We start from the raw sequence: 26,079 nt of genomic DNA on the forward strand, positions 1-26,079 counted from the left end.
AGAAAGGGTCGCACCATGACCAAAGATAAAACCGAAGCCGAGCCCAAGAAGAAGGGCAAGTTCAAGAAACTGCTGATCATCGGCGTCGCCGCGATCGCCCTGATCGGCGCGGGCGCCGGCGCCGGCATCTATTTCGGCGCGCTGTCGGCGCATGAGGCGAAGCCAGAGGATCATTTCCCCAAGCTCGTCGTGCGCAACGAAGGCGAGCCCGAGGCAGCCGCCGAAGGCGAGGGCAAGGAAGCGCCACCCAAGGTCGGCACGGTGTCGGTCCCGAACGACAGGTTCAAGGTCGACCCCAAAAAATACGAGATCACCTATTACCCGATCGCCGACAGCTTCACGACGAACCTAGCCGACGGATCGGGCTTCCTGCAGGTGGGTATCAGCCTTTCGACCTTTTATGACGGCAAGGTTATCAATAATATCAAACGACAGGCGGTGCCTATCCGCTCGGTCGTGCTTATGGTGCTCGCCGAACAGGATCCGGCGTTGCTCTCCACATCACAGGGAAAACAGCGGCTGCAGCGTCAGCTGACCGCCGCGATCAACGATGTGCTGCGCGACAAGGAAGGTTTCGGGGGTATCGACAATGTCTATTTCACGAGTCTGGTGATTCAGTGACCACCAGCACCAAAACCGTCAAAGCCGTGAAGGCACCGGCCGCGCCTGCACCTGCAGTCGCGGTCGCGCCCGCGGATACGAAGGAGTCTCTGCTGCTGCGCAGGGCAGCGGACGGCTATGCTTTCCCCGCGCTGGAGGGCGTGGCGAACCAGTTTGCGCGCAGCTTGCGCGACCTGATCCGCGCGCTCGGCGCGCCGGCGGTTCAGGTCGAGCGTGCGGGCGCCGAACAGATCAGCTTTGCCGAGTGGAGCGCGTCCGCTGCACCCGCTATTTTCTGGCGCTATCATGCGCCGCCGCTCAAGGGCCCGGTGCTGCTTGCGGGTTCGCGCTCGCTGCTGCTCCAGCTCGTCGATATCTTCTACGGCGGCCGCGGCCAGCTCGCCGCCGAGCGCGAAGAGCTGACCGATGCCGAGGAACGCTTTGCGGCGCGGCTCGGCCGCGACATCGGGTTGCAGCTCGCTGCCGCATGGCGCGGCAAGCTGGCGATCGAACCCGAACTCGATTGCGTCACCGCCGATCCCGCCAAGCTCGCCGCGGTGCGCGCCGACGATGAATTGTTCGTTCAGCGCTTCACGCTGCGCGGCGCTCCGTTCGAGGGTCGGACGATCATGTGCGCCTATCCGGTCGCCGCGCTGCGCGGGATCGCGGGCGATGAATTGCTTCCCGACATGCAGGGCAATGGCGCCGACCCGGCCTGGGCCGGCGCGCTCGACAAGGCGCTGCGCGACGTGCGCATGCCCGTGCGCTCGGTGCTCGCGCGTCCCGAAATCAGCCTCGTCAAGCTGCTCGCGCTCGAGGTTGGCGACATCATTCCGCTCACCATGCCGCGCCATGTGCCGGTGACCGTCGCCGGACGCAGCTTCGCGCTCGGCAGCATCGGCGAAGCCAATGGCAACGCCGCGATCATGATCGAACATATCGAAAAAGGACCGGACAATGACTGACATCAGCGACGCCCCGAAGGCGCGCGCCGACCGGCGCGACAAGAGCATCGCCGCCGCACCCAATTTCGACCTGCTCGCCGGCGTTTCGCTGCGCGTGTCGGTCGAGGTCGGGTCGACTTCGATGACGCTCTCCGAACTGCTCGCGATCGACGAAGGCAGTGTGATCGAACTCGACCGCGCGGCGACCGATCTGCTCGACATCTATGCAAACGGCACGCTGATCGCGAAGGGCGAGATCGTCAGCGTCGATGGCCGCTATGGCATCCAGGTCGCCGAAGTCGTCGCGCCGGCGCGCGGACTCGAAGGCTTCGAGCGGAGAGCCTGATGTTCGAATATATTCTTCGCCTGCTCATCCTGCTCCCGATCGTGGGGGGCATGGCGTGGGGCAGCCTGTGGCTGTGGAAACGCGTCCAGATGGGCATGCCGCTCGTCGGCGGAGGCACGGCCAAGACGCGCGCTGTCGAGATGATCGACGTACTGCCCCTCGGACCGGGATCGAAGCTCGCGGTGGTCGAATTTGCGGGGCAGCGGGTCCTGATCGCGGTGTCGCGCAATGGCATCACGCGGATCGCCGACGACAGCCAGGGCGACTTCCATGCGGATTGATCGCCGTTTCTGGCTGCGCGCCGCGGCGCTGGCCGGCGGCGCTACGTTGCTTTGCGCCGCGCCCGCCGCTTATGCTCAGGCCGCCGACGGCCTGAGCCGCGCGGTCGGCGAAATCGGCGGCGACGGCCGGCCCTTGAGCCTGTCGCTGCAGATCCTCGTCCTGATGAGCCTGTTGACGGTTCTGCCGTCGCTGCTCCTCATGATGACCAGTTTCACGCGCATCATCATCGTGCTGTCGATCCTGCGCCACGCGCTCGGGCTGCAACAGACCCCGCCGAACCAGGTGCTCGTCGGATTGAGCCTGTTCCTCTCGCTGTTCGTGATGCAACCGGTAATCACCGAAGTGAACCGCGTCGCGATCGAACCTTATGGTCAGGAACAGATCGACATCGGCGAAGCGGTGTCGCGTTCGGGCGTCGCGCTCCACGGCTTCATGATGAAGCAGACTCGCAAGACCGACCTGATGATGTTCGCAAAGATTGCCAAGGCGCCGACCTATGCGAGCCCGAAGGACGTTCCCTTCTCGATCCTGCTGCCCGCCTTTGTCACCAGCGAACTCAAGACGGCATTCCAGATCGGCTTCCTGATCTTCCTGCCCTTCCTTGTGATCGACCTGATAGTCGCCTCGGCGCTGATGTCGCTCGGCATGATGATGTTGTCGCCAACGATCATATCGATGCCCTTCAAGCTCCTGCTCTTCGTCCTCGTCGACGGCTGGGCGCTGACGATGGGATCGCTCGCCTCTTCGTTTGTGAGTTAGCGACATGGAGGCCGACTATTTCATCGGGGTCGCGCAGCAATCGCTGTGGATCCTCGCACTCGCCTCGGCGCCGCTACTGCTGCCGGTGCTCGTCATCGGCGTGCTGCTCGGCATGGTGCAGGCGGCAACGTCGATCAACGAACAGACGCTGACCTTCGTGCCCAAGCTGATCGTCGCGGCGATCTGTCTTGCGATCTTCGGCGGCAGCATCCTCGTTCTTCTCACCGATTTCACGCGCGAAATCTTCGCTCAAATCCCCAGCCTGGTGAAGTAATCCGGGGATGAATCCCGCCGACATCCCGAATATCGAGGCGATGCTCCAGCTATGGATGCTGGGGATGATCCGCCCCGGCGCCGCGTTCATCGCCGCGCCGGTGTTCGGCGCGTCGAGCGTACCGGTGCAACTGCGGCTCGTAATCGCGCTGGCGGTCGGGGTGCCCGCGGTCGCCGCATCGGGCATGGCATTGCCGCCCGAAGGGATCGTCTCGGTTCCGGGGCTTTTCCTCATCATCGGCGAGGTCGTAATCGGCCTCGCGATGGGCTTCGTCCTCCAGATGGGCCTTGCCGCCGCCTTGCTTGCGGGCGAGGCGATCAGCAACGCGATGGGGCTCGGCTTCGCGTCGATGGTCGACCCGCTGAGCGGCGCATCGAGTTCGGCGATCGGCCAGTTCCTGTCGATGATGGCCACCGCACTTTTCCTTGCCGCCGACGGCCATCTCGTGCTGATCGACATCATCGTTAACAGCTATATCGCGCTGCCGCCCGGCAACGCCTTTCCGTCCTGGGACGCGATCGGCGGACTGATCCGGTTCGGCAGCCTGATGTTCGCGGCGGGACTGACCATCGCGATGCCGGTCGGCTTCGTGCTGATCCTCGTCCAGATCATCATGGGGGTCATCGGCCGCTCAGCGCCCGCGCTCAACCTGTTCGCGGTTGGCATTCCGGCGACCTTGCTCGCCGGGATCGTCCTGCTCGGCGTCGCGACTCCCGCAATGGCCGAAGCGATCGCGCGCATCCTGTCCGACGCGCTCGATGCCGCGCGCATGATCGCCGGGATCTGAGCCATGGCGGGCACGACCGAGAAGGACCAGAAAACCGAACAACCGACCGCGAAAAAGCTGTCGGACTCGGCGGGCGAAGGCGATGTGCTGATGTCGCGCGAACTCGCGACGGCGCTGATGATGCTCGCCGCCGCGGGCTGGATGATCGCCGCGGGAGGCTGGTTCGTGCAGTCGGCAAGCGACCTCGTCCGCCGCGGACTGACATTGACCAACGCCGACGTCGCCGATTTCGCCCCGGCGGAGGCGCTGATGCGCAACGGCGTCGAAATCCTGCTGCCGCTTGCCAGCCTGTTTGCGCTTGCGCTGGGGGCGTCGGTCGCCGGCCCGGCGCTGCTCGGCTCGTTCGGCTGGCGCGGCAAGGCGCTGCACTTCAAGGGCAACCGCATGAACCCGATGAGCGGGCTCAAGCGCATGTTCGGGATGCAGGGTGTCACCGAACTCGGCAAGGCGCTCGCCAAGGTGCTGCTGCTCGGCACGATCGGCTATTGGCTGGTCATGGGCGCCCTGCCCGCGATCATGACGATGGCCTCGAACGATCTGATCGCCGCGGTCGGGCTGGCCGGCAAGGAGATCGGCCATGCGATGCTGGTGCTCGCCGGCGGGCTCGTCCTCATCGCGCTGATCGACGTGCCGGTGCAATGGTTCCAGCGCAACCAGCGGCTGATGATGAGCAAGCAGGAGGTGAAGGAAGAAATGCGGCAGTCCGACGGCGCCCCCGAACTCAAGCAGGCGCAGCGCCAGCGCGCGCACGAGATATTGAGCGGTTCGGCGCGCAAGGCGGTGTCCGATGCGACCGTTATCCTCACCAACCCGACGCATTTCTCCGTCGCGCTGCGCTACCGTCCCGGCGTCGATGCCGCCCCTGTCGTGGTCGCACGCGGGCGCGGTGACGTCGCGCTGTCAATCCGCGAGCTTGCGCGCACCGCGGGCGTCCCGCTGCTGGAATATCCCGCGCTCACCCGCGCCATCTATTTCACCGCGCGCGCCGGCCGCGTAATCCCCGAGGAGCTGTTCGTCGCAGTGGCAACGGTGCTGGCTTTCGTCTTCCAGCTCGAGCGCGCAGCGGCCGAAGGCACGGTGCCTCCGTCGGTCGATATACCGCCTTCGCACCGTTTCGATCCCGACGGACGGCGGCGGGCTTAAACTTGTCCGCGCGCCGCCGTTAAGGGGTTCGAAGGATATTTTGCCATGGTCAGCTCAATTGCCAACGCCCTGGGTTTCGGCTCCGGTCTCGACGTCAAACAGCTCGTCACCGACCTGTCGAACGCGTCGCGCGATCCCAAGGTCCAGCGCATGGCCACCCTGACCCAGGCGAACCAGACGCGGATCAGCGCGCTGGCGCAGGCGCGATCGGATCTTGACGGTTTTGCCAATTCGCTGGAGCAGATGGTCACCGACGGCACACTCCGCAGCACGCCGACGGTTTCCGATGACAGCGTGCTCGCCGCCACCAGCCGCGCCGGCCTCTCGGCCGACAGCTTCGCCGCGACCGTCGTCGTGAACCAGCTCGCACGCGCGCAGACCAATTATTCGGGCGTCGTCTCCGACCGCACCGCCGCGATCGGCGCGGGCACGATGACGCTGACCGTCGGCGGGGTCGCCAAGACGATCACCATCGGCGCTACGAACAACAGCCTCGACGGGCTGGCCAACGCGATCAACGCGAGCGGCGCCGGGGTTACCGCATCCATCATCGCCGACGAAGGCGGCCACCGCCTGATCGTCAAAGGTCCGACAGGCGAAGTCGGCGCCTTCACTCTTACCGCCGACGCCGGCGCCGATCCGGGCCTCACCGCCTTTTCAACCGGTGGCGGCATGACCGTGGGCCAGAGCGCCGCCAACGCCGAATTCACGATCGACGGCGTAGCGTTCAGCCGCGCCAGCAACATCGTCGACGATGTCATCCCCGGCATGTCGCTTACCCTGAAAAAGGCGGCGCCGGGACAGGGCGTGGACATCGGCGCGAGCCGCCCGCTCGACATGATCAAACAGACCGTCGGCGATTTCGTCTCGGTCTATAACCAGCTGAAGAAAAGCCTCACCGCGGCATCCAAGCTGCCGGGCGCGACGATGTCGCTGCGCGAGATCGAGCGCGAACTTTCCAGCCTCGTCAACAAGGTGCTGTCGAGCCACGGGACCATCAACAAGCTGTCCGACATCGGCATTTCCTCGACCAAGGAAGGCCTGCTGTCGGTCGACAATGCCAAGCTCGACAAGGTCCTCGCCTCCGACGCCGGCGCGGTCGAGGCGCTGTTCAATCCACGGCGTGATGCCACCCACACCGAGGCCACCGATCCCGGTATCGCCTTTGCGCTCGACGCGATCCGCGACAAGGCGGTCGGCGTCAATGGCGCGATCGATCGCGCGTCGAAATCGCTCGACGCCAAAAAGAAAACCCTCACCGATCAGCTCGAAAAGATCGAGGAGCGCGAGAGCGCCTATAAAAAGCGCCTCGAGAAACAATATGGTACGCTCGAAGCCAGGCTCGCGACGTTCAAGGCGACGCAAACCTATCTCGAACAGCAAATCAAACTCTGGTCGAACCAGGGTAACGACTAAGGGCCGCCACCGTGACCGCTACCGCCTCGACCGTCCGGGCGACCGGGCTTTATCGCCGGTTGCAGCATGAAAGCCGCGCCGCCGCCGCCGACCCCGTCGAGCTGGTCACCATGCTCTATGACGAGCTGGAAACCGCCGTCGGCGTCTTGGGGGCGATGATCCGGCAGGGACAGCGCGTATCGGCGACCGAACCCGCACACCGCGCACGCGCGATCCTGATCGGCCTCGATGCCGGTCTCGATCGCGACAAGGGCGGCGACGTCGCCACGGCCTTGTCGCGCGTTTATCGCAGCATGCGCCGCAAGCTCGACGATGCCGTATTGGCGAACAGCGCCGAGGGGCTCTCCGAACTTCTCGAAGGCATTATGACGATCAGCGCCGCCTGGCGCCAGCTGCGCTAAACCAGCTTTTCGACCTGCAAACGACATCGGCCCGCGCCTCGTTCGAGGCGCGGGCCGATGTCGTTTTGAAATGAGCCCGCTGGTTACCCGGCCGCCCGAGGTGGGGATTGGGCGGCCGGGTGGTGCGGGAGCGGACCAGAGCTCCCTTTTTCAGCGGGTGCTGAAACTTGTATCGCAGCCGGTCAGGCGGCCTGCTGGTGCACGCCATATTTGCGCATCTTTTCGATCAGCGTGGTGCGCTTCAGCGTCAGCAGGCGCGCCGCTTCGGAAATGATGCCGTCGGCGAGGTCGAGCGCGACATAGATCTGTTCGAGTTCGATCGTTTCGATCTCGCGCTTGAGGTCGATCGGACGGCCCGGCGCCGGCGTCTTGGCGTGCGGTGTTGCCGAAGCAAAAGGCGTGGCGGCGAAATCGTCCGCGCTGGCCTGCACCATGGCGGGGCTGCTGGGGACAGCCCGCCCTGGTGCAAGCGCTGCGGTGGGGTTCAAGAGCATAGCGACATCGTCGAGACCAAGCGTCTCGCCGCCATGGAGAACGCTGGCGCGTTCGACAAAATTGCGAAGTTCACGGACATTGCCCGGCCAGCCGTGCTGCATCAGCAGCGCCGTCGCCGCATCGTCGAAGCGGCATTTGGCGTCGGCGGGCATCTTGCGCTGGAAATGGCGGATCAGCGCGGGAATATCCTCGACGCGGCTGGCAAGGCTGGGGACCTGAAGCACAACCACGCCGAGCCGGAAGAACAGGTCTTCGCGGAATTTGCCATCGGCGATCGCGGCGCCCAGATCCTGGTGCGTCGCGGAAATGACGCGAACGTCGACCGCCTTCACGTCGCTGCTGCCGACACGGACGATCGTCCGGTCTTCGAGAACGCGGAGCAGTTTGACCTGCATGTCGAAACGCATGTCGCCGATTTCGTCGAGAAAGAGCGTGCCGCCCTCGGTCGCTTCGAAATGGCCGATGCGGCGGGCATGGGCGCCGGTAAAGCTGCCCTTTTCATGCCCGAATAATTCGGATTCGATCAGTTCGCCGGGGATTGCGCCGCAGTTGATGGCCGAGAAAGCCTTGCCGGCACGGGTGCCTTCATCGTGGATCGCACGGGCGACAAGTTCCTTGCCCGAGCCCGACGGGCCGCAGAGCATCACCGATGCGTTCGAGCGCGCCACGCGGCGGATCATTTCCCGCAGCCGGCAAACTGCCTCGCTCGTCCCGATGATCAGCGCTTCGAGCGCTGCGTTGTTGTTCTGCCCCACGGTCATTTCAGTCTCCACCGCGCCCCCCGATCGGCGCCCCTTCGATGGACCCACAGATTGACGAAAGTGGTAAACAAAAGCTTATCGAGACTTAACTAAGCCATTCAAAACAAAGAGTTATTGCCATATTGGAAGTAATAGGGACGCAATTGCGTTAACCATCTCCAAATTGCCGCCAGACTGGCACTAATCGTCACCCGCGGTTCGCCAGCCGAGCGTGATCGAGATGCGACGGTTGCGCGGATCGAATCGGTCGGACGGAACATAAGGTTCGCGATCTGCGACGCCTTCGATGCGCGAAAAGCGATCTGAAGAGATCCCGCGGAACTCCAGATAGTGGCGTGTAACCTCCGCCCGGTCGACCGACAGGCGCCAGTTGTTCGTTCCCGACTTCGCCGACCAGGGCGCCGCGTCGGTGTGACCGCGGACCATCACCTGGTTCGACACCGCGGCGATGGGCTTTGCGATCTCGCCGAACAGCCGTGCGCCATCGGCGGTCAGCTGGCTGGTACCGATCACGAACATCGAAAAATTTGCGTCGTCGACGACGTCGATGCGCAGGCCTTCAAGCGTTTCGGTGAAACGCAGGTTGGGCGCAAGGCGCCTGAGATCGCCCTTGCTCTGCAATTGTTGCATCAGCGTCTGTGCAAGACGCTGGAATTGCTGCTTGTCACTGGCGCGTTCGCGTCCTGAAGCTTCGCGCGGGCCGCCCTTCGCATCGCGCGGGATCGTCATCGCGCGCGTCCCTGTCTGTCCCGCACCATGCGGATATTTGTCGACTGACACCAGCGAGTCGCCACCGAACAGGCCCGTCGATCCGGCGCTGTCGGTCTTTGTCTGGACGATCGTCGGCGCAAAATAGTCGGCGAGTGCCTTGCGCTGCTTTTCGTTCGTCGCGCCGAGCAGCCACATCAGAAGAAAGAAGGCCATCATCGCGGTGACGAAGTCGGCATAAGCGACCTTCCACGCGCCGCCGTGATGGCCGCCGTGGGGCGCCTGGATGATCTTCTTGACGATGATCGGCCGGGGCATGTTGGGACGCGCAGCCATCAGCGGCCACGCATTCCGTCGAAGACTTCAGCAAAGCTCGGCTGGTTGGCATGGTCGACGCCCGAACGGGCGGCTTCGATCACCAAAGGCTGCGGATGGCCATGGAGCGACGCGATGATCAGCTGCTTCACCGTGTGATAGATGGCGCCGTCGCTTTCGATCACCGACTTGGCACGCGTCGCGAACGGACCGACAAGGCCATAAGCGAGCAGCACGCCGAGGAAGGTGCCGACGAGCGCCGAGCCGATCATCGCACCGAGCACCGCGGGCGGCTGGTCGATCGAGCCCATCGTCTTCACGACACCGAGCACCGCAGCGACGATGCCGAGCGCGGGAAGCGCGTCGGCGAGGCTCTGCAGGCCTTCGGCGGGTTTCATCGAATGATGGTGGTGGCTCTTCAGCGCATTATCCATCACCTCTTCGACCGCGTGCGGATCGAGCGTACCCGACGACACGACGACGAGGCGCAGGGTGTCGCTGATCAGATGGACGAGCGTGTCGTCTTTTAAAAGCTTCGGATATTGCTGGAAGATCGTCGAGCTTTTCGGATCCTCGATATGCGGTTCGACCGCAACCGGTCCCTCGGTACGCATCATCTTCATCAGCGTCGAGACGAGCAGGATGCAGTCCAGATAGTCCTGCTTCTTATATTTGGGGCCCTTGAACACCTTGCCGAGCCCGCCGCCGAGCGCCTTCAGGTCGGCCCCCGAATTGCCGATGATCAGCGAGCCGAGCGCGGCACCGCCAATGATCAGCATCTCGTGCGGAAGCGCGTGCATGACGGGACCCAGATTGCCCCCGGTCAGCGCGAAGCCCCCGAAGACCAGCAGGATCAGTACGACAATGCCGACAACGGGAAACATGTGCGAGCAACTCCATTCGGGACCCGGCTGTCGAAGCCGGCCCCCGCAAATTCAGGGACGTCTTGATGATTAACGGCAGCGGCGCCGTAAAATTGAGCGGCGTCAGTTCAAAATATCGAACAACGTCTGCCGGTTAATCTTGGCGAAGGCCGCCTGCGCGGCCTGGAGCGTCAGATCCATGGCTTTGAGGTCGGCGATCGCGATATCGAGGTCAGTGTCCTCGACCGTCGAACGCTCATCCTTGAGCGTGATATTGCGCAGCGCGAGCCCGTCGCCGATGCGTTCGAGCCGCCCCCCCGCGAGACCGAGTTTTGCATGCTCGTCGGCGACATGGCCGATGGCGGTGGCGAGCGTCGTGATCGATGCCCCTATTGCGAGCTTGTCGCCCGCCGCGACGGCGGCCGCGGCGTCGCGGATACCCGTCGACAGGCTGTTTCCGCCGATGACGAAAACGTCCGCCGCCGATTGAACCGGCGCGAAGCTGACATCGGAATCGAAACGCATCACGCGCGCAGTGCCTGACGCGAACACGGGCTCGCCGTTCGAATCGCGCGTCGCTGCCAGCGCATCGAGTTCGTCGGCGATCGTGCCGAGTTCGGCGGCGATGGTGGCGCGGTCGGCGGGATTCACCGTGTCGCTGGCCGCGGCGAGCGTCAACTCGCGCGCGCGCGTCATCAGATTGCTCACCGATTTCATCACGCCGTCGGCCTGCGACACCAACGCGTCGGCAGAATTGATGTTGGCCGACCAGGCGGTCATGCTCGCCTGACTCGTGCCGATCGTCGCGATCCGCCGCGCCGCGACCGGATCGTCCGACATGCGCAGCAGTTTCTTGCCACCCGAAATCTGGATCTGCGTCCGCTCGAGCGCGTCGGCGAGTTTCTGTTGGCGCGCGATTTCGCGCGTCATGCGATTGCCCACGGCGTTGATCATGATCCTGACCCTTTCTTACAGCGAGCTGAGCAATGTTTGCATGGTTTCGCGCGCGACCTGAATTGTCCGCGCAGCGGCCCCATAGGCCTGTTGGAAGCGCAGCAACTCGGCGGCTTCCTGATCGAGATCCACCTGACTCACGCCGTCGCGGGCCGCGGCCGAAGCGTCGGCGCGCGTCGCCGCCGCGGCATCCTGCGCGCGTGCCGAAGCCACCGTCTGCGCCTGCGTGGCAAGATGCCCCGACCAGATCGATTCAGGATCATTGGCGCCGCGCATCGCGCCGAGCGCGAGCATATTACCGTTGCTGCCCGACGCATTCGCCGCCGCCACCTGATCGGGGGTCAGCGCCGCCACGGTCAGCGTCGCGGCGCTAGTGCCGGTAAACAAAGCCTGGCCCGGATTGCCATTGGCATCGGTACCCGCCTGATGCGCGGCGTTAAGCTGGTTCGCGAAATCGGTCGCCATCGTGTCGAGCTGCGCCCGCTGGTCGGCGACATGGTTCGCGCCTTCGGCGAGGCCGGCGAGCGAGCCGGTCGAGATCGCGAGCGGCGAACCGCCGACGCTGTACGACAGGCGTCCGTCGGCCGCGGCGGTGACCGAAATCGGGTTCACCGCGCCGCCGCCGACGAGCAGGTCGCCCGATCCGGCGGCGCGCAGCGTCACGGCGCCATTATTGTCGAACGTCGGGCTGACGCCCGCTTGCGATGATAATTTATCGAGCAGCCGGTCGCGTTCGTCGAGCAGGCTCGCTTCGTTGGTCGACCCCGGCCGCGACTTGCGCAGGCCGACGTTAATCTGTTCGAGTGCGTTCAGATTGGCGTTGAACTGGTCGACCGAACTCGCCGCAGCGCCCTCGATCCCCTCGCCCATCTTGTCGAGCTGGCCCGCGGCAGTGCGAAAGCCCGACGCGATATCGTCGGCCGATTGCAGGAACTGCGCACGCAGCGTCCGGTTCGATGGATCGGAGGTCAGCTGGTCGGCGGTCGTATAGAGCTTGGTGAGCCCGGTCTTGATGCCGTTGGTTTCGTCGCTGAGCGCGCCTTCGACCTTGTCGAGCCAGTTCAGTTTCGTCGCCGAACGTTCGGCGCCGCCCGAGGTGACGCGCGAATCCTCGATCAGCCAAGCGTCGACCGAGCGGTCGAGGCCGCGGATGTCGACGCCGCCGGGATTGGTGTTGCCGCGGTAGAAGATCGAATTGCCGCCACCGACAGCTTCCATCATCTCGAGCCGACGTCGCGCATATCCAGGCGTCTGGGCGTTGGCGATATTATCGCCGATCGTCGAGAGCGCACGCGAATAGGCCTTGAGCCCGCTATAGCCGATGCCGAGCAGGTCGCTCATTGCACCCCTCCCCCAGAGCGACCGGCGTGGCCGCCGAGCTGGCCGCGAAACTGCCGTTCGACCATGTCGGCGATACCGAACTGGCGCATCGCGGCGATCGAATCGGCGGTACGCGCGTCGGCCATTTCGCGAAAATTGTCGGTCGCGCTCGATCCGAAGATGTCGTCGCCCAGCTTCGCCTGCCGCATCGACGACATCAGCTGGCGCAGGATCACGGCTTCGAAAGCCTCGGCCGCCTTGCGCAGCCCACCGTCGCCGCCACCGCCCGCAAGCGTCGGGGTGGCCGAAGCCGGCATCGAAGAAGAGATGGGCGTCGTCATATGATCACCAGTTCCGCAGTGAGTGCGCCGGCCTGGCTCAGCGCCTCGAGGATGGCGACCAGGTCGCCGGGAGGAACGCCCAGCCGGTTGATCGAATCGACCAGCGCGGAGAGCGAGGCATTGGGTTTGAGCAGGAAGGCCGGACGATAATCTTCGGCGACCTCGATCTCGCTCGACGGTTCGACCGCAGTCTCGCCGCGGCTGAACGGCGCGGGCTGGACGACGGTCGGCGATTCCTTGATCGACACCGTCAGCTTGCCGTGGCTGACCGCCGCGGTGCCGACGCGGACGGCGCCGTTGATCACGACCGTGCCGGTGCGTGCATTGACGATGACCCTCGCCGGCGGTTCGGAACGCTGGACGCCCAGATTTTCGATCTGCGACATCAGCCGCATCCGGTCGTCGCCGTTGCCGCCGGTGCGGATGGCGATGCTGGCACCGTCGATCATCGACGCGCCGCCGGGGATCGCCGCATTGATCGCATCGGCGACGCGTTTCGCATTCGTCGCATCGAATTGATGCAGGTTAAAAATGAGCTGGCTGGTCGTCGCAAAGCCGGTATCGACCGCGCGCTCGACCGTCGCGCCGCCCGCGATCCGTCCGCTCGACGGAACATTGACCGTCAGCTTCGACCCGTCGGCGGCATCGACGCCGAGGCCGCCGATGACGAGATTGCCCTGCACCATCGCATAAATCTGTCCGTCGGCGCCGTAAAGCGGCGCGAGGACGAGCGTGCCGCCGCGCAGGCTTTTGGACTTGCCGATTGCCGAAACGGTGACGTCAAGGCGCTGGCCGGGCTTGGCGAATGGCGGCAGTTCCGCGGTGATCATCACCGCCGCGGCATTCTTCAGCGCGGGGTTCACACCGGGCGGCAAGGTCAGGCCGAAACGCGACACCGCGCCCTTCATGCCCAGCGTCGAATAATCGAGGCTGTCGTCGCCGGTGCCCGCAAGGCCGACGACAATGCCGTAGCCGGTGAGCTGGTTGGCGCGCAGGCCCTGGAACTGGCCCATGTCCTTGATACGCTCGGCCTGCGCCGGCGCCGCGAAGGCGAAGCTGGCGAGCAGGAGCGCGACCAGAAACGCAATGGGGGTGAACAGGGACGGACGCTGGGTCACTTTATATTCCTCTTCAGAACGGGCTGATGATCGAGAAGAAACGTTGCAGCCAGCCTTGCTTGCTGGCGCGGGCGATCTCGCCCTTGCCGACGTAACGGATGTTCGCATCGGCAACGCGGGTCGACAGGACGCGGTTGTCGGGGCTGATGTCGATCGCGCGGATGATGCCCGAGATCTGGACGCGTTCGTCGCCGCGATTGAGCGTGAGCAGCTTTTCGCCGCGCACCAGCATCGTGCCGTTGGGATAGATGGCGGCGATCGTCACGCTGACTTCGCCCGACAGGGCGTTCGACTGCGACGCGTCGCCCTTGCCCTTGAACTGCTGGCCGCCGCCCATCGCGATATCGCTGGGGTTGAACAGCGACAGCGGCCCGGTGGCGGGCGGCGTCAGGCCGATATTGCCGTCGCGCTGCGTGCCGGCGGCGTTGCTTTTCGTTGCGGCGGTGCGCTCGACGAGCTGGATCGTGACGATGTCGCCGACCTGCCCCGCACGGCCGCCCGAAGTCAGCGGCACATAGCTGCCCTGAAAGATCGAGCCATTGCCCGGCAGCGGCAGCGGCACCGCCGGCGCGGTCGCCGCGAAGGTTTCGGGCGGCAGCTTGTCCCTCGCGTGCGCCGCCATAGGCGCAAGCGCGAGGGTCAGCATCGCCAGCTTAGAGAGTCTGCGACGCATTTTTCATCATCTCGTCGGTGGCGGAGATCATCTTCGAATTGACCTCATAAGCCCGCTGCGTCTCGATCATGTCGACGAGTTCCTCGACGACATTGACGTTCGAGCCCTCAAGCATCCCGCCGCGGAGCGAACCGCGGCCTTCCTCACCCGCACCGCCGACTTGCGGCGCGCCCGATGCCTGGGTTTCGACGAGCATATTGCCGCCGATCGCCTGCAGGCCTGCCGGGTTGGCAAAACGTGCAATCTCGATCCGGCCGAGCTCGGTCTGCGTGCCGTCGGCGACGGTGGCCGAAACGGTGCCGTCGCCGCCGATCGTCACATTGGTCGCATCTTCGGGAATCTGGATCGCGGGAGAGATCGGCTTGCCGTCCGAGGTCACGATCGTGCCATCGGGGGCGCGGCCGAAATTGCCCGCGCGGGTATAGCCGGTCCGCCCGTCGGGCATCTCGACCTGAAAATAGCCGGCGCCATCGATCGCGACATCGAGCCCGTTGCCGGTGGTCTGGAACGTGCCCTGCGTGTCCATTCGCGCGGTGCCGTTCAGCGCGACGCCGGTGCCGAGGTTCAGCCCCGTCGCATAGCGGTTTTCCGCCGACGACGGCGCACCCGCCTGCGTCATCATCTGATAGCTCAGCGTTTCGAAGCTGGCGCGGTCGCGCTTGAAGCCCGTGGTGTTCACGTTGGCGAGGTTGTTGGCGATGACCTGCATCCGGAAGCCTTGGGCATCCAGACCGGTTCGCGCGACGTGCAAGGCACCGAAAGTCATTATTCTATCTCCTTAACGGGGGAGCTGCATCAGATTGGCGGTCGCGCTGTCCATGTCGCGCGCGTCGCTGACGAGCTTGAGTTGCGTGTCCCAGCTCCGGCTCGCTTCGATCATGTCGACGAGCGCGGTGGTCGCTGCGACGTTCGATCCTTCGATCGAACGGGTGAGGAGCCGCGCTTCGGGGTCGTCGGGCAGAATGCCCCCGCCCTTGACGCGGAACAGGCCGTCGAGCCCCTTGGCGATGTCCGACCCGGTCGGGGTCGCAAGTCGCAGCCGGTCGACCTCCTGCGGGTTTTCGGGATCGCCGCCCTGCGGTACGATCCAAACACGGCCTTCGACATCGATCGTGACCGCGTCGGCGGGCGGGATCGTCACCGGGCCCTGGCCGCCCTGAACGGGCATCCCGTCGCCGGTGGTCAGAAGCCCGCTCGGTGCGATCTGCAAATCGCCGCGCCGTGTGTAGGCCTCTTCGCCATTCTTCGCCTGCACCACGAGCAGGGCTTCGCCCTGCATCGCGATGTCGAGGTCGCGGCCCGTCGAGGTGATGGTGCCAGCGCGCATGTCGGCGCCGAGCACTTCTTCGGACGACATGGCGCGCGCACCCGCCCCGCTGCCATTGAGCCACAGCGACTGCGCCTCGGCCATGTCGGCACGGAACCCCGGCGTCTGGGCGTTGGCGAGGTTGTTGGCGATCGCCGTCTGCCGGGACATGCTGCCCCGCATCGCGGTAAGGCTGGTATAGATGAGGCGGTCCATCTGGATTCTCCCGGCAGGCGGCGGTCAGAGGTACGTCAGCGCATGCCGATGATCGTCTGGGTCAGCTGCGAAGCGCCCTCGATCGCCTTGGCATTCGCCTGAAAATTGCGCTGCGCTGCCATCAGCATCACCAGTTCCTCGGTGATATCGACGTTCGACCGTTCGAGCGCGCCGGCGCGGATCGCCCCCATCGGGCCGTTCGTCGCGGCATCGATCGTCGGCGGGCCGCTTTCGCCCGTTGACTGCCAGTGCGCGTCGCCCGTCGGGCGCAGGCCTGACATCGCGGGGAAGGTCGCCATCGCGATCTTGCCGAGCGTCTGGTCTTCGCCATTGGCAAAGGTCGCGGTCACGAGGCCATCGAGTCCGATCGAGACGTTGACCAGCCCCGATGTGGGATCGGTCGGTGCCCCGGCGGGCAAGCGGAGATCGAACGCGCCGGCGAGCGTGTTGTTGGTGACGTTGCCGTTCGCATCGACCGGAAGCAGTTGCAGCTTCGCGCCGGTCGAATCGATGACATAGCGGTCGGGCGTCGGTTCGAACGAACCGTTGCGGGTATAGGTCACGGCTTCGCGCGGCGGCTCGCCTTTCACGATGAACATGCCCTCGCCAACGATCGCGAGGTCGAGCGTTTTTTCGCTCGCTTCATACGACCCTTGCGTGAACTGCTGGGTGATGCCGTTAAGGCGCGCGCCCTGGCCCGCGATCATCTTTGTCGACTGCGTCGGCGACGAGGCGAAGATATCGCCGAACTGCGCCTTGCTGCGTTTGAAGCCGACCGAACCCGCGTTCGCGATGTTGTTCGAGATGACCGACATGTCGGTCTGGGCGCCCTTGAGGCCCGAAAGCGAAGTATAGAATGACATGGACTGTTCCTTCTTAGGTGGTGGGAGGTGTCGGCGCCGGCGTGGCAGCCTTGATGTCCTTGAGCAGCTGGGTCTGCGCCGTGAGCTGTTCCGAAATCTTTGCGAGCGCCGTGTTGGTGTCGCTGATCCCGGCGAGGCTCGAAAATTGCGCCATCTGCGCAACCATCTGCTGGTTATCGACCGGGTTGAACGGATCCTGATGCGACAGCTGCGCGGTCATCAGGCGCAGGAAATCGCTCTGCCCCATCTGCTGACCGCCTTTGGGCTGGAGCACGACATTATTGGCGTTGGTGACGTTGTTGACGGCCATCTTATTGTCCCATCCTGAGGGTTTCGTTGATCAGGCTCTTCGCGGTTTCGAGGACCTGGACGTTGTTTTGATACTGGCGGGCGGTCTCAACCATCTCGACCAGTTCGGCGGCGCTATCGACTGCAGCTTCCCAGACGTTGCCGTCCTTGTCGGCGAGCGGGTTCGACGGATCGTGGCGCTTCGACGGCGCCATTTTCGATGTCGTGACCTGGTCGATCTGGACCGTCGCGCGGCCATGATCGTCCATCACGGTGCGAAAGACGGGCTTGAGCGAGCGGAATGCGCCCGCCTCGCTGCCCGCGACCGTTCCCGCATTGGCAAGGTTTGATGCGGTGGTGTTGAGCCGGACGAGCTGCGCCGACATCGCCCGACCGCTGATGTCGAAGACGGAAAAATTGCCGTTCATCGTCATTCGCCCTTGATCGCGCGCGAAAGCGTATTGATGCGCCCGGTAAGGAACGACAGGCTCGATCGATAGGCGAGCGCGTTTTCGGCATAAGCCGTCTGCTCGGTCGCCATTTCGACCGTATTGCCGTCGAGCGAGGCCTGCACCGGAACGCGGTACGAAATCGCGCCTTCGGTCGAGCCCCCCTGCTGCGCAAGATCGAGCGCCTTGGCGAAATCGATGTCGCGCGCTTTGTAATTGGGCGTCGCGGCGTTCGCGATGTTCGACGCGAGCATCATCATGCGCTGGCTGCGCAGCTGGAGCGCCGTCGCGTGCAGGCCAAAGAGTTTCTCGGATGCCATCATCACATTCCTTCTTCACCACTGTCCGTCCCGGCTCGCAGCCGGCGCAGACGCGCGGAAACATAAGGATTTATGCAATGGCCGTGCCAATCACATTTTATATATGTTTTTCATGTTCTTAGGTGTTTTGACGGCTGTCGCCCCACGGCATTCGTCAAAAATCTGACGATACCTCGCGCCGCCTTGCAAAATCGCGCACCAAAGCGCGACTGGCACGCTTCCTGCAGAATATCCGGCGACCATTTTGGACCGAAGGAGATGGACCGTGTCCCGCAAAATTTTCGCGTGCCTTGCCGCATGCGCTATCGCCGCCCCATTCGCCGCTCACGCCCAGCAGGGCAGCGAAGATTGGCAGACAATCGACGTGCTGACCGACATGGTCGCGAAAGCGATGGGCCGCAACGCAACCCCGGTCGATCGTCGGATCAGGCTCGCGCGCTGTCCCGAACAGGCGTCGGTCACCGCGATCGATGCGCAAACGCTCGCGGTCCGCTGCGCCTCACTCGGCTGGCGTCTGCGCGTGCCGATGACTGCCCCTGCCGATGCCGCACCGGTCGCGGCGAGCTTTGCCCGCCCCCCAGCAAGCGCCCCCGTTATACGCCGCGGCGACAATGTTCGTGTGACGATCGAAACCGAAAGCTACTCGATCAGCTACGCCGCGATCGCGACCCAGGATGGCCGCGTCGGCGAAACCATCGCACTGCGTGGCAACGATGCCAAATCATCGCTCAGCGCCACCGTTACCGGACCGGGACGCGCACGCCTCGACGACTGATTTTCACCCTTCACTACCCACCCACCTGGCCCGGGCTGTCGGCTTTCCGACGGCGCCGGGCCTTTCTTTTGTTTTTTTGCGATCAGTCGCCTTAATCGCCTCGTACACCATCCGTTAAAGCCTTCGTGAACCGCGTCGTCACTTTTCTGACGGCACCGGATGGAGGCTTTTATGTCGGGTGACAGCAAGATCGGACCAGTTGGCGGTATCGGCCGCACCGGCCCGGTGCGCCGCGTCGACAGCGAGACCGTCGCGGCGATGCGCGCGCCGCCAAAGCTCCAGCCGGCGCAGGACAATCTGCCGACGGCACGCCTGACACGGCTGGCGAGCGGCCTCGCCGACCAGGCACCGCCGGTCGATGTCGCGCGCGTCGCATCGCTGCGCACCGCGATCGCCAACGGCAGCTATGGCGTGCACCCCGCGATCGTCGCCAGCGCGATGCTCGACTTCCACAGCCGCGGGGCCGAATGATGCTGGCGCAGATGGACGAAGTTCAGTCGCGGCTCAACGCGCTGGTTGGCGCACTCGACGGACACGACGCCGGCGCGATCATCGCGGCGACCGAAGAGCTTGCAACCGCGGTGATTCTGTTCCGCGGCGCACCGATCCCCGCAGGCAGCGAACATCGCGCGCGCGCGCTGATCAGCCAGACGCTCGGCCAGCTCGAAGCCGCTGCGGTCCGCGTCAACATATTGAAGAACTGGACGCGTCAGAGGATTGACAAGAGCCATGACATCCGCGGAACCCGCCCGCGCGGAGCAGCATTAAGCTACTGATAACCATGTAACTTCCGGCCATTTCCGCGAAATGGCACGATGATTGCTTTTGGTCTGCTGAACAAGCGGAACCCAAGACCATGAACGCAATCAACAATCCCCTGGGCTCGACCCGCGTCGCCGCACCCGTCATGGACGCGGTGCAGAATGCGTCGGCGCGTTCGGGAATCGATTTCGATTATCTGGTCGACGTCGCACGCGTCGAGAGCGGCTATAATCCGACGGCAAAGGCGCCGACCTCGTCGGCGCGCGGGCTGTATCAATTCACCAAACAGACCTGGCTCGCGACACTCGACCGTCATGGCGCAAACCACGGCCTCGCCTGGGCCGCCGACGCGATCGGCCGCGATGCGTCGGGCCGGCTTTCGGTGTCCGACCCCGCGCTTCGCCAGCAGATTCTCGATCTGCGCGATGATCCGACCGCCTCGTCGAACATGGCCGCCGCGCTGACCGGCGACAATCGCGACTATCTCGAAAGCCGGATCGGCCGCAGCGCCGAGCCGGTCGACCTGTATCTCGCGCATTTTCTCGGATCCGGCGGCGCCGCCAAATTCCTCTCGGCGCTCGAGGCGAATCCCGACCAGCCCGGTGCATCGATGATGCCCGAGGCCGCGGCGGCCAACCGCTCCGTCTTCTATGGCGCCGACGGCAGCATGCGCAGCCTGGCCGAGATCCGCGAACGCTTTCGCGTGAAGCTCGAGGACGGCGGCAAGATCGAAAATATGAAGCCCTTCGCCCCCGCCGGCTGGCACGCACAAGCGACCAGTTCGAGCGGTCTCGGCGGAACCGGCGGCGGACGTCCGCCACTGCAGATGATGGATATTCAACCGATGCCGAAAAAACTCTCGATGGGCTTTGCCGCCGATGCCTATCGGCGGCTCGCATCGCTCTCGGGAGGCACGGCATGACCGCCGGCTTCCAGCTTCGCGACCTCGGTCGTATGGCGGGCGCATCGGCGCTTCCCGTCGGGATGCTGATCCTCGTCGGGTTGATGGTGATTCCGGTCTCGCCGCTGATCCTCGACATCAGCTTCGTCGCCAATATCATGATCAGTCTCGCGATCCTGATGGTCGCGTTGTCGGCCGCCAAGCCGCTCGACTTCTCGTCGTTCCCGACCGTCCTGCTTCTCGCGACCCTGTTCCGCCTCGCGCTCAACGTCGCCTCGACGCGCGTCGTGCTCGTTCACGGACACGAAGGAACCGCGGCCGCCGGCCATGTCATCGAGGCGTTCGGGCAGGTTCTGATCGGCGGCGATTATGTCGTCGGGCTGTTCGTCTTCTTCGTGTTGATGATCATCAACATGGTCGTCATCACCAAGGGCGCCGGGCGCGTGTCCGAGGTATCGGCACGCTTCACCCTCGACGCCCTGCCCGGCAAGCAGATGGCGATCGACGCCGATCTCAACGCCGGGCTGCTCAGCCCCGAAGAGGCGAAGGCGCGCCGCGTCGAAGTCGCGACCGAGGCCGATTTCTATGGCTCGATGGACGGCGCCTCGAAATTTGTGAAGGGCGACGCGATCGCCGGCCTGCTGATCCTGTTCGTCAACATCGTCGGCGGGCTGATCCTTGGCATTTTCAGCCATGGCCTCAGCTTTTCGGAAGCCGGCAGCAACTATGTCACGCTCGCGATCGGTGACGCGCTGGTCGCGCAGATCCCGGCGCTTCTGCTCTCGATCGCCGCCGCCGCGATCGTCACCCGCGTCGCATCGCCGTTCGACCTCAGCGGCCAGATCAGCAGCCAGTTCGCGGCGCCGTCGGTCTGGATGGCGGTCGGCGGTATTCTCTTCATCCTTGGCCTCGTCCCGGCGATGCCGCAGATGCTGATCCTTCCTGCCGCCGCGCTGTCGTTCGGAATGGGCTGGCAGCTCCGCCGCAGCGCGGCAGCGATCGCAGACGCGCCCGAACCCGCCCTCCCCGCACCCGACCCATCGCATATCGAATGGGCCGACGTCAGCGACGCGAGCGCCTGTCAGCTGGAAATCGGCTATGCGCTCGTCACCCTCGTCGACGAACGCAAGGGCTCGCCGCTGATGACCCGGATCACCGGCATCCGCCGCCAGTTGTCAAAGGAACTCGGCTTCGTCGTGCCGCCGGTGAAGGTCAGCGACGATCTGTCGCTGCCGGGCAATGTCTATCGCATCTCGGTCGCCGGGGTGATCGTCGGTGAGGACGAAGTCTTCCCGCACGAAATGCTCGCGCTCGATTCGGGCGATCTCGTCACCAAGGTTGTCGGACGTCCGTGCAAGGATCCGACCTTCGGTCTCGACGCGCTATGGATCCCGAGGGCGATGCAGAATGATGCGATCGCCGCGGGCTATACCGTCGTCGATCCGGCGACCGTCGTCGCGACGCACCTCAACAACAGCATCGTCGGCGCGGCCGCCGAACTGTTCGGGATCGACGACGCGCAGGCGCTGATCGACAATCTCAAGACGCATTATCCGCAGCTCGCGCAGAATCTGTCGCCGCAGGGCTATTCGCTGCCACGCGTCGCGAGCCTGTGCAAATCCTTGCTCGTCGAGCGCGTCCCGCTGCGCGATTTCCGCAAGATCGCCGAGGCGATGGTATCGCTCGCTGCGCAGCAGTTGAACGAAATCGACCTTGTCGAGGCGGTGCGCCAGCGCATCGGCGCGCTGATCGTCCAGACGATCGTGCCCAGCCGGATGCCGCTGCCCGTCGTGACCTTCAGCCCCGAGGTCGAAATCCTGCTCAATCAGGCAGTGCGCGCCAACCCCGCCGCCGAATGGCCGTTCGAACATGGCATGGCGATGACGATCATCGAACAGGTCGGCCAGGCTGTCGAACCGCTGCTTTTGCAAACGCGCAGCTTCGCGCTCGTCGCGTCGCCGATCTGCCGATCTGCCCTTTCGCGCCTGGTGCGCGCCACTTTCCCCGACGTTGCCGTCATTTCGTATCTCGAAATTCCGGCGAACAAGCAGACCGAAATCGTCGCGACGATCGGCGCCGAAGTGCCCCGCCTCGCGTCCGGGCCCGAAGCCCACATGGAGGACCAACCGCATGAGAATTGAGCCCGCCGAGCAATTTGCCGGGACGACTGGCCGCGCCCCGCGCGCGCGCGGCTATGGCGAAAGCGTCGAGGCGCTGGTCGAGGAATATTCACCGCTGGTCCGCAAGATCGCGTGGCAGGTCTTTTCGCGCGTGTCGCGGACGAGCGAACTCGACGACCTGATCCAGACCGGGTTGATCGCGCTGATCGAGGCGAGCCGCAATTATGAAGAGCGCGGCTTCGCCTTTGCCACCTATGCTTCGACCCGCATCCGCGGCGCGATGATCGACCAGCTCCGCCGCGAGGCCGATGTCGGCCGCTCGGCGATGGTCGCGGCGAAGCGGATCAACGCGATGCGCGGCACACTCGAACAGCAATTGATGCGCGCGCCGACCGCCGCCGAAATGGCGGTCGCATTCGATATCTCGGCGGAAGATTATTTCGCGCTCGAACGCAATGCGACGCACGGCCGATCGACCTCGCTCGACGAGCTCACCGACATCGGCGCATTTCTGGCCGCCGACGACAGCGGCGCCGACGAGCGGTGCGAACAGGACGACCTGATGGGCGCGCTGCGCCAATGCGTCGGCCGCCTGTCCGACCGCGAACAGATGGTGCTGCAGCTCTATTTCTTCGAAGAACTGAATCTGCACGAAATCGGCCTGACGCTCGACGTCAGTGCGGCACGAATTTGCCAGATCAAGCGCGAGGCGATGATCAAGGTCGATCGCATGATGCGCGAGATGACCGAATAAGGCCGGCCCCGGCAGAGCGGTCGGGTGCGGGCGCGCGACCAGTCGCCCCGCACCCGACCGGGGGGATCAGGCCGCCAGCGTCTGTCCGTTTTGCCAGGCGGCGCCGATTTTTTCGAAATAGCTGGCCATGCGCTCGGTGCCTGCATCGGTCAGTCGGACGATCGTCCGCCGCCGGTCGCGCTCGTCGATCGAACGGTTCACCAGCCCCAGCCGTTCGAGCGCGCTGATCATGCGCAGTCCCGACGACAGGGGAACCCCGGCGCCGGTCGCAAGATCGCTGGCGCTGAGCACGCGGCCGTGGGTGCCCGCGAGCATCAGGTCGAGCATCATGTCCCAGACCGGTCCCGACATTTCGGCACCGCCAAAATGACCGCGACGAATGCGCCGAATCTGGATGCTATACGATAGCTGGTCGAGCAGACCCGTTTTCGGCGCCGCGTCGGCGTGGGAGTTCCCCGGCTGACGCGGAGGGGGCGACGGCGAATCCTCGCCGCGGTTCGCCAGCAGCTCATGGAGCTGATCGACCCGCGATTTCAGTTCGGCAATTTCTTGGTTCGAAAATTGCTGCATGTGTAGATGCCCCTTGGGGGCCACACACTAGGCCGTGACGTCATTCCGCCGGCTGGACGAACCCGATGCATAGATGATCAGCAACAGGATCGGGTACGATATATAGACTGAGAGGAGCGAATAGGGTCGCGCCAATATCTCCGAGAACATGAACTTCTGGATATGGCCGAAAATGGCGATGAGTTGCCATCCGGTAATCCAGTAGGGCCAGAAACTCTGCGTCCGCATGGCGATAAACCAAAAGCTTAGCAGGACCAGCACGTCGATCGCGAAGATATTAAACTCAATATCGGTCCAGGTCGGAAAAGGCGTTATGGCACTGGTGAGGACCGAGGCGATCAGGGCGGTATAAGCCGCCCACCGCTCAAGGGGGCCACCGCGTCGGATCGCGACGGCCACCGTGATGAGCAGAACAATATAATAGATCGCCACGGACCACATTGTGGCTGTCAACCTTTCTTGCGGATCACGATGCCCTGGCGAGTGCCCGGGCGGCGACGTCGGCGTCCGACAGATCGTTGCTGCCTTCGTCGACCAGCTTCGCGGCGGCCGGCTTGACGCCCGCACCGAACATGCGCGTACCGAGGCCCACTTCTTTCTGCGTTACCGTCAGCGCCAGATGCGCATCGGTCAGCAGCTGGCGGACTTCGCCCGCGGCGGCGAGTGCGTTTGCGACCTTCGACATCGCTTCCTGGCCGACGATCGCCGACATGTTCGTGTCGCGGCGTGCGGTGGGCAGGGTTGCCGCCAGCTGGGCGATGCGGATCATCGCTTCGTCGATGGCGTCTTCGGCCAGGTGCAGGTCGGAAGCGATCTTCTTCGCCGCAGAAACTCGTTGATTCAGCATTATCTTTTTCCTTGAAAAAGAATGCTACCGGTTCCCCCCCGCAGCATTCGTTCGAACATCAGGTCAGAACACGACCAAGTCCGACAAGGATCGAATAGAGAGCGGAGAAAGCCAGGATTGTCGCAAAAGCGATCAAAATCGGCCAGATAATCCTTTCCATCAACCCATGCCGGTTGGCCGGCTGGGACGCGGTAGGAAATGGCGAACCTATATCGAAAAATCGCCGAAACGAACTGCGCCCCGGCTCGGCATCGGCGGCGGGACGGACGTCGCCTAGGTCGATCAATTGATATGTCAAAGGCTGATAAGGGGTAACATGATCGAAGACACCGTTAACCGCCAGAATCCGCGCAGCCTCTATCCTGTTAGAAACATTAAGTTTCTTTAACACACGGCGCACCCGTTCATCGACGGTATGCGGCGAAACGTTCATCAGGCGAGCGATCTGTTTGGAATTTTTGTGCTCGTAAACATGCCGCAACGTTTCAATCTGCGCGGCAGACAGCAGGCTTACGTAATTGTCGGGGTCGCCTTGCACGGCCGTTTGAATAGAGCATCACGAGTCGAAATCAAGGTCAGCTAACAGCTAATTTCACGCGCGGCCCGTTCTGGGGCAGCGGTTCGGCCATCCATCCATCGATCATTACCGCGCAGAATCGGTCGAGCCGCTATCGGCTTTCCTTGAGCGTGCGATAGCGAAGGATCGACTTTTCAATATGCCGGCGCGCAGCGCGGCGCGCGCCGGCGGGATCGCCGGCCTCGATCGCAACGACGATCGCTTCATGGTCGCGGTTGATCGTATGGGCGTAACGCTGGTGCTGGACCGGATCGTCACCCTGCAGGTACAATCGCCGCGACGGGACGAGGCGCACGCCGAGAAACTGGGTGAAGCGCAGAAAATAGGAATTGCCCGTCGCGCTGGCGATCGCGGCATGAAAGGCGGCGTCGGCGGCGACCGAGGCATCGACGTCGCTGCTTTCCTCCATCGCATCGAGCGCGCGGCGCAGCGCGGTCAGATCTGCATCGGTGCGCCGCCGCGCGGCAAGGTCAGCCATCTCGGCTTCGAAACCCATGCGCATTTCAAGCAGCTTCAGCACATCGTCGATCTCGCCGATTTCCTCGGCGGTGACCTGAAAGGCACGATATTGCGCGCCATCGGGAACATAGGCGCCCGACCCGCGCCGCGACACCAGCAGGCCGCGCGCCGCAAGGCGCGAATAGGCCTCGCGCACCACGGTGCGGCTCACGCCGAACGTCTCGGTGATTTCTTTTTCGGTCGGGAAACGCGATCCCACGGGCATTCCGCCCGTTTCGATCTGCTCCTCGAAACGCTGGACCAGATCGTCGGCCAGCGATGCCGCCTTGGTTACCGCCATGGACGATGCGTTATCATTGCGTTGCGGGGCTG

At 64.2% G+C, this 26,079-nt stretch carries 35 protein-coding genes; 16 read left to right on the top strand and 19 right to left on the bottom strand.

The annotated features are described in order from the left end of the window. The first annotated feature begins 15 nt into the window (after positions 1-15). Genes AC3A43_RS19625 through AC3A43_RS19670 form a run of 10 tightly spaced genes read left to right on the top strand, consistent with a single transcriptional unit; the run spans position 16 to position 6,952 of the window. Entirely contained in the window at positions 16-621 is a 606-nt protein-coding gene (locus AC3A43_RS19625) for a flagellar basal body-associated FliL family protein (protein ID WP_487794248.1), read from the top strand. Next, complete coding sequence (locus AC3A43_RS19630; RefSeq protein WP_487794249.1) at positions 618-1,565, top strand: flagellar motor switch protein FliM; 948 nt, start codon at positions 618-620, stop codon at positions 1,563-1,565. The genes AC3A43_RS19625 and AC3A43_RS19630 overlap by 4 nt, the downstream gene beginning before the upstream one ends. Next, a complete protein-coding gene (fliN, locus tag AC3A43_RS19635) occupies positions 1,558-1,890 on the top strand; it encodes a flagellar motor switch protein FliN (protein ID WP_487794250.1) in 333 nt (110 codons plus the stop codon). The genes AC3A43_RS19630 and fliN overlap by 8 nt, the downstream gene beginning before the upstream one ends. Then, entirely contained in the window at positions 1,890-2,171 is a 282-nt protein-coding gene (locus AC3A43_RS19640) for a flagellar biosynthetic protein FliO (RefSeq protein ID WP_487794251.1), read from the top strand. Before fliN ends, AC3A43_RS19640 begins: the two co-directional genes overlap by 1 nt. After that, on the top strand, positions 2,161-2,931 hold the full coding sequence (fliP, locus tag AC3A43_RS19645; RefSeq protein WP_487794252.1) for a flagellar type III secretion system pore protein FliP: 771 nt from the start codon (positions 2,161-2,163) through the stop codon (positions 2,929-2,931). The genes AC3A43_RS19640 and fliP overlap by 11 nt, the downstream gene beginning before the upstream one ends. A gap of 4 nt (positions 2,932-2,935) precedes the next feature. After that, on the top strand, positions 2,936-3,205 hold the full coding sequence (locus AC3A43_RS19650) for a flagellar biosynthetic protein FliQ (RefSeq protein WP_039577709.1): 270 nt from the start codon (positions 2,936-2,938) through the stop codon (positions 3,203-3,205). Between the two features lie 7 nt (positions 3,206-3,212). Next, on the top strand, positions 3,213-3,992 hold the full coding sequence (gene fliR / locus AC3A43_RS19655; RefSeq protein WP_487794253.1) for a flagellar biosynthetic protein FliR: 780 nt from the start codon (positions 3,213-3,215) through the stop codon (positions 3,990-3,992). Between the two features lie 3 nt (positions 3,993-3,995). Then, a complete protein-coding gene (locus AC3A43_RS19660; RefSeq protein ID WP_487794254.1) occupies positions 3,996-5,135 on the top strand; it encodes an EscU/YscU/HrcU family type III secretion system export apparatus switch protein in 1,140 nt (379 codons plus the stop codon). Positions 5,136-5,180: 45 nt separating this feature from the next. Then, the gene (gene fliD, locus AC3A43_RS19665; RefSeq protein WP_487794255.1) at positions 5,181-6,551 is read left to right on the top strand and encodes a flagellar filament capping protein FliD; all 1,371 of its coding nucleotides are present in this window, start codon (positions 5,181-5,183) and stop codon (positions 6,549-6,551) included. Between the two features lie 11 nt (positions 6,552-6,562). Continuing rightward, a complete protein-coding gene (locus AC3A43_RS19670) occupies positions 6,563-6,952 on the top strand; it encodes a flagellar export chaperone FliS (protein WP_487794256.1) in 390 nt (129 codons plus the stop codon). A gap of 182 nt (positions 6,953-7,134) precedes the next feature. Here the strand turns inward: AC3A43_RS19670 and AC3A43_RS19675 are convergent, their stop codons facing one another. The 14 genes from AC3A43_RS19675 to AC3A43_RS19740 form a co-directional block, all read right to left on the bottom strand. Beyond that, on the bottom strand, positions 7,135-8,208 hold the full coding sequence (locus AC3A43_RS19675) for a sigma-54 interaction domain-containing protein (RefSeq protein ID WP_487794257.1): 1,074 nt from the start codon (positions 8,206-8,208) through the stop codon (positions 7,135-7,137). 180 nt (positions 8,209-8,388) lie between these two features. Next, positions 8,389-9,252 (bottom strand): flagellar motor protein MotB, encoded by an 864-nt coding sequence (locus AC3A43_RS19680; protein WP_487794258.1) that lies wholly within the window; start codon positions 9,250-9,252, stop codon positions 8,389-8,391. Continuing rightward, positions 9,252-10,115: a flagellar motor stator protein MotA gene (motA, locus tag AC3A43_RS19685; protein ID WP_487794259.1), complete on the bottom strand. Its 864-nt coding sequence runs from the start codon at positions 10,113-10,115 to the stop codon at positions 9,252-9,254. Before motA ends, AC3A43_RS19680 begins: the two co-directional genes overlap by 1 nt. A 102-nt stretch (positions 10,116-10,217) precedes the next feature. Beyond that, positions 10,218-11,048: a flagellin N-terminal helical domain-containing protein gene (locus AC3A43_RS19690; protein WP_487794260.1), complete on the bottom strand. Its 831-nt coding sequence runs from the start codon at positions 11,046-11,048 to the stop codon at positions 10,218-10,220. Positions 11,049-11,063: 15 nt separating this feature from the next. Further along, the gene (gene flgK, locus AC3A43_RS19695) at positions 11,064-12,389 is read right to left on the bottom strand and encodes a flagellar hook-associated protein FlgK (RefSeq protein WP_487794261.1); all 1,326 of its coding nucleotides are present in this window, start codon (positions 12,387-12,389) and stop codon (positions 11,064-11,066) included. Next, a complete protein-coding gene (locus AC3A43_RS19700) occupies positions 12,386-12,709 on the bottom strand; it encodes a rod-binding protein (protein WP_487794262.1) in 324 nt (107 codons plus the stop codon). The genes flgK and AC3A43_RS19700 overlap by 4 nt, the downstream gene beginning before the upstream one ends. Continuing rightward, on the bottom strand, positions 12,706-13,827 hold the full coding sequence (locus tag AC3A43_RS19705; protein ID WP_487794263.1) for a flagellar basal body P-ring protein FlgI: 1,122 nt from the start codon (positions 13,825-13,827) through the stop codon (positions 12,706-12,708). Before AC3A43_RS19705 ends, AC3A43_RS19700 begins: the two co-directional genes overlap by 4 nt. A 13-nt stretch (positions 13,828-13,840) precedes the next feature. Next, complete coding sequence (locus AC3A43_RS19710; RefSeq protein ID WP_487794264.1) at positions 13,841-14,500, bottom strand: flagellar basal body L-ring protein FlgH; 660 nt, start codon at positions 14,498-14,500, stop codon at positions 13,841-13,843. Then, positions 14,481-15,266 carry a flagellar basal-body rod protein FlgG gene (flgG, locus tag AC3A43_RS19715; RefSeq protein ID WP_487794265.1) on the bottom strand — a complete coding sequence of 262 codons (786 nt, stop codon included), beginning with the start codon at positions 15,264-15,266 and terminating at the stop codon, positions 14,481-14,483. Before flgG ends, AC3A43_RS19710 begins: the two co-directional genes overlap by 20 nt. 12 nt (positions 15,267-15,278) lie before the next feature. Beyond that, entirely contained in the window at positions 15,279-16,022 is a 744-nt protein-coding gene (locus AC3A43_RS19720) for a flagellar basal body rod protein FlgF (RefSeq protein ID WP_487794266.1), read from the bottom strand. 35 nt (positions 16,023-16,057) lie between these two features. After that, positions 16,058-16,885: a flagellar hook-basal body complex protein gene (locus tag AC3A43_RS19725; RefSeq protein ID WP_487794267.1), complete on the bottom strand. Its 828-nt coding sequence runs from the start codon at positions 16,883-16,885 to the stop codon at positions 16,058-16,060. 13 nt (positions 16,886-16,898) lie between these two features. Beyond that, on the bottom strand, positions 16,899-17,195 hold the full coding sequence (locus tag AC3A43_RS19730; protein WP_487794268.1) for a flagellar hook assembly protein FlgD: 297 nt from the start codon (positions 17,193-17,195) through the stop codon (positions 16,899-16,901). Position 17,196: 1 nt separating this feature from the next. Continuing rightward, positions 17,197-17,607, bottom strand: a complete 411-nt coding sequence (flgC, locus tag AC3A43_RS19735; protein WP_487794269.1) for a flagellar basal body rod protein FlgC — start codon at positions 17,605-17,607, stop codon at positions 17,197-17,199. Beyond that, positions 17,604-17,942 (bottom strand): flagellar basal body rod protein FlgB, encoded by a 339-nt coding sequence (locus AC3A43_RS19740; protein ID WP_487794270.1) that lies wholly within the window; start codon positions 17,940-17,942, stop codon positions 17,604-17,606. The genes flgC and AC3A43_RS19740 overlap by 4 nt, the downstream gene beginning before the upstream one ends. Positions 17,943-18,207: 265 nt before the next feature. Here AC3A43_RS19740 and AC3A43_RS19745 point away from each other — a divergent pair, with 265 nt between their 5' ends. The 6 genes from AC3A43_RS19745 (at position 18,208) to AC3A43_RS19770 (ending at position 23,254) form a co-directional block, all read left to right on the top strand. Further along, positions 18,208-18,717 carry a flagella basal body P-ring formation protein FlgA gene (locus AC3A43_RS19745; protein WP_487794271.1) on the top strand — a complete coding sequence of 170 codons (510 nt, stop codon included), beginning with the start codon at positions 18,208-18,210 and terminating at the stop codon, positions 18,715-18,717. A gap of 171 nt (positions 18,718-18,888) precedes the next feature. Further along, on the top strand, positions 18,889-19,188 hold the full coding sequence (flgM, locus tag AC3A43_RS19750) for a flagellar biosynthesis anti-sigma factor FlgM (RefSeq protein ID WP_487794272.1): 300 nt from the start codon (positions 18,889-18,891) through the stop codon (positions 19,186-19,188). After that, on the top strand, positions 19,185-19,493 hold the full coding sequence (locus AC3A43_RS19755) for a hypothetical protein (protein ID WP_487794273.1): 309 nt from the start codon (positions 19,185-19,187) through the stop codon (positions 19,491-19,493). Before flgM ends, AC3A43_RS19755 begins: the two co-directional genes overlap by 4 nt. 80 nt (positions 19,494-19,573) lie before the next feature. After that, the gene (locus AC3A43_RS19760; RefSeq protein WP_487794274.1) at positions 19,574-20,401 is read left to right on the top strand and encodes a transglycosylase SLT domain-containing protein; all 828 of its coding nucleotides are present in this window, start codon (positions 19,574-19,576) and stop codon (positions 20,399-20,401) included. After that, a complete protein-coding gene (flhA, locus tag AC3A43_RS19765; RefSeq protein WP_487794275.1) occupies positions 20,398-22,521 on the top strand; it encodes a flagellar biosynthesis protein FlhA in 2,124 nt (707 codons plus the stop codon). The genes AC3A43_RS19760 and flhA overlap by 4 nt, the downstream gene beginning before the upstream one ends. Continuing rightward, the gene (locus AC3A43_RS19770) at positions 22,511-23,254 is read left to right on the top strand and encodes a sigma-70 family RNA polymerase sigma factor (protein WP_487794276.1); all 744 of its coding nucleotides are present in this window, start codon (positions 22,511-22,513) and stop codon (positions 23,252-23,254) included. The genes flhA and AC3A43_RS19770 overlap by 11 nt, the downstream gene beginning before the upstream one ends. A 66-nt stretch (positions 23,255-23,320) precedes the next feature. Here the strand turns inward: AC3A43_RS19770 and AC3A43_RS19775 are convergent, their stop codons facing one another. From AC3A43_RS19775 to AC3A43_RS19795, 5 genes are all read right to left on the bottom strand, one after another. Further along, positions 23,321-23,824 carry a MarR family winged helix-turn-helix transcriptional regulator gene (locus tag AC3A43_RS19775; protein ID WP_487794277.1) on the bottom strand — a complete coding sequence of 168 codons (504 nt, stop codon included), beginning with the start codon at positions 23,822-23,824 and terminating at the stop codon, positions 23,321-23,323. 27 nt (positions 23,825-23,851) lie between these two features. Continuing rightward, positions 23,852-24,265 (bottom strand): hypothetical protein, encoded by a 414-nt coding sequence (locus AC3A43_RS19780; protein WP_487794278.1) that lies wholly within the window; start codon positions 24,263-24,265, stop codon positions 23,852-23,854. 25 nt (positions 24,266-24,290) lie between these two features. Further along, entirely contained in the window at positions 24,291-24,671 is a 381-nt protein-coding gene (locus tag AC3A43_RS19785) for a hypothetical protein (RefSeq protein ID WP_487794279.1), read from the bottom strand. Positions 24,672-24,729: 58 nt separating this feature from the next. Then, positions 24,730-25,209, bottom strand: coding sequence for a response regulator transcription factor (locus tag AC3A43_RS19790; RefSeq protein ID WP_487794280.1), 480 nt, complete (start codon positions 25,207-25,209; stop codon positions 24,730-24,732). Between the two features lie 130 nt (positions 25,210-25,339). After that, positions 25,340-26,047, bottom strand: coding sequence for a FadR/GntR family transcriptional regulator (locus AC3A43_RS19795; RefSeq protein ID WP_487794281.1), 708 nt, complete (start codon positions 26,045-26,047; stop codon positions 25,340-25,342). Positions 26,048-26,079: the final 32 nt, after the last annotated feature.

It is taken from the genome of Sphingopyxis sp. Soil_C_28 (genome assembly GCF_057657055.1).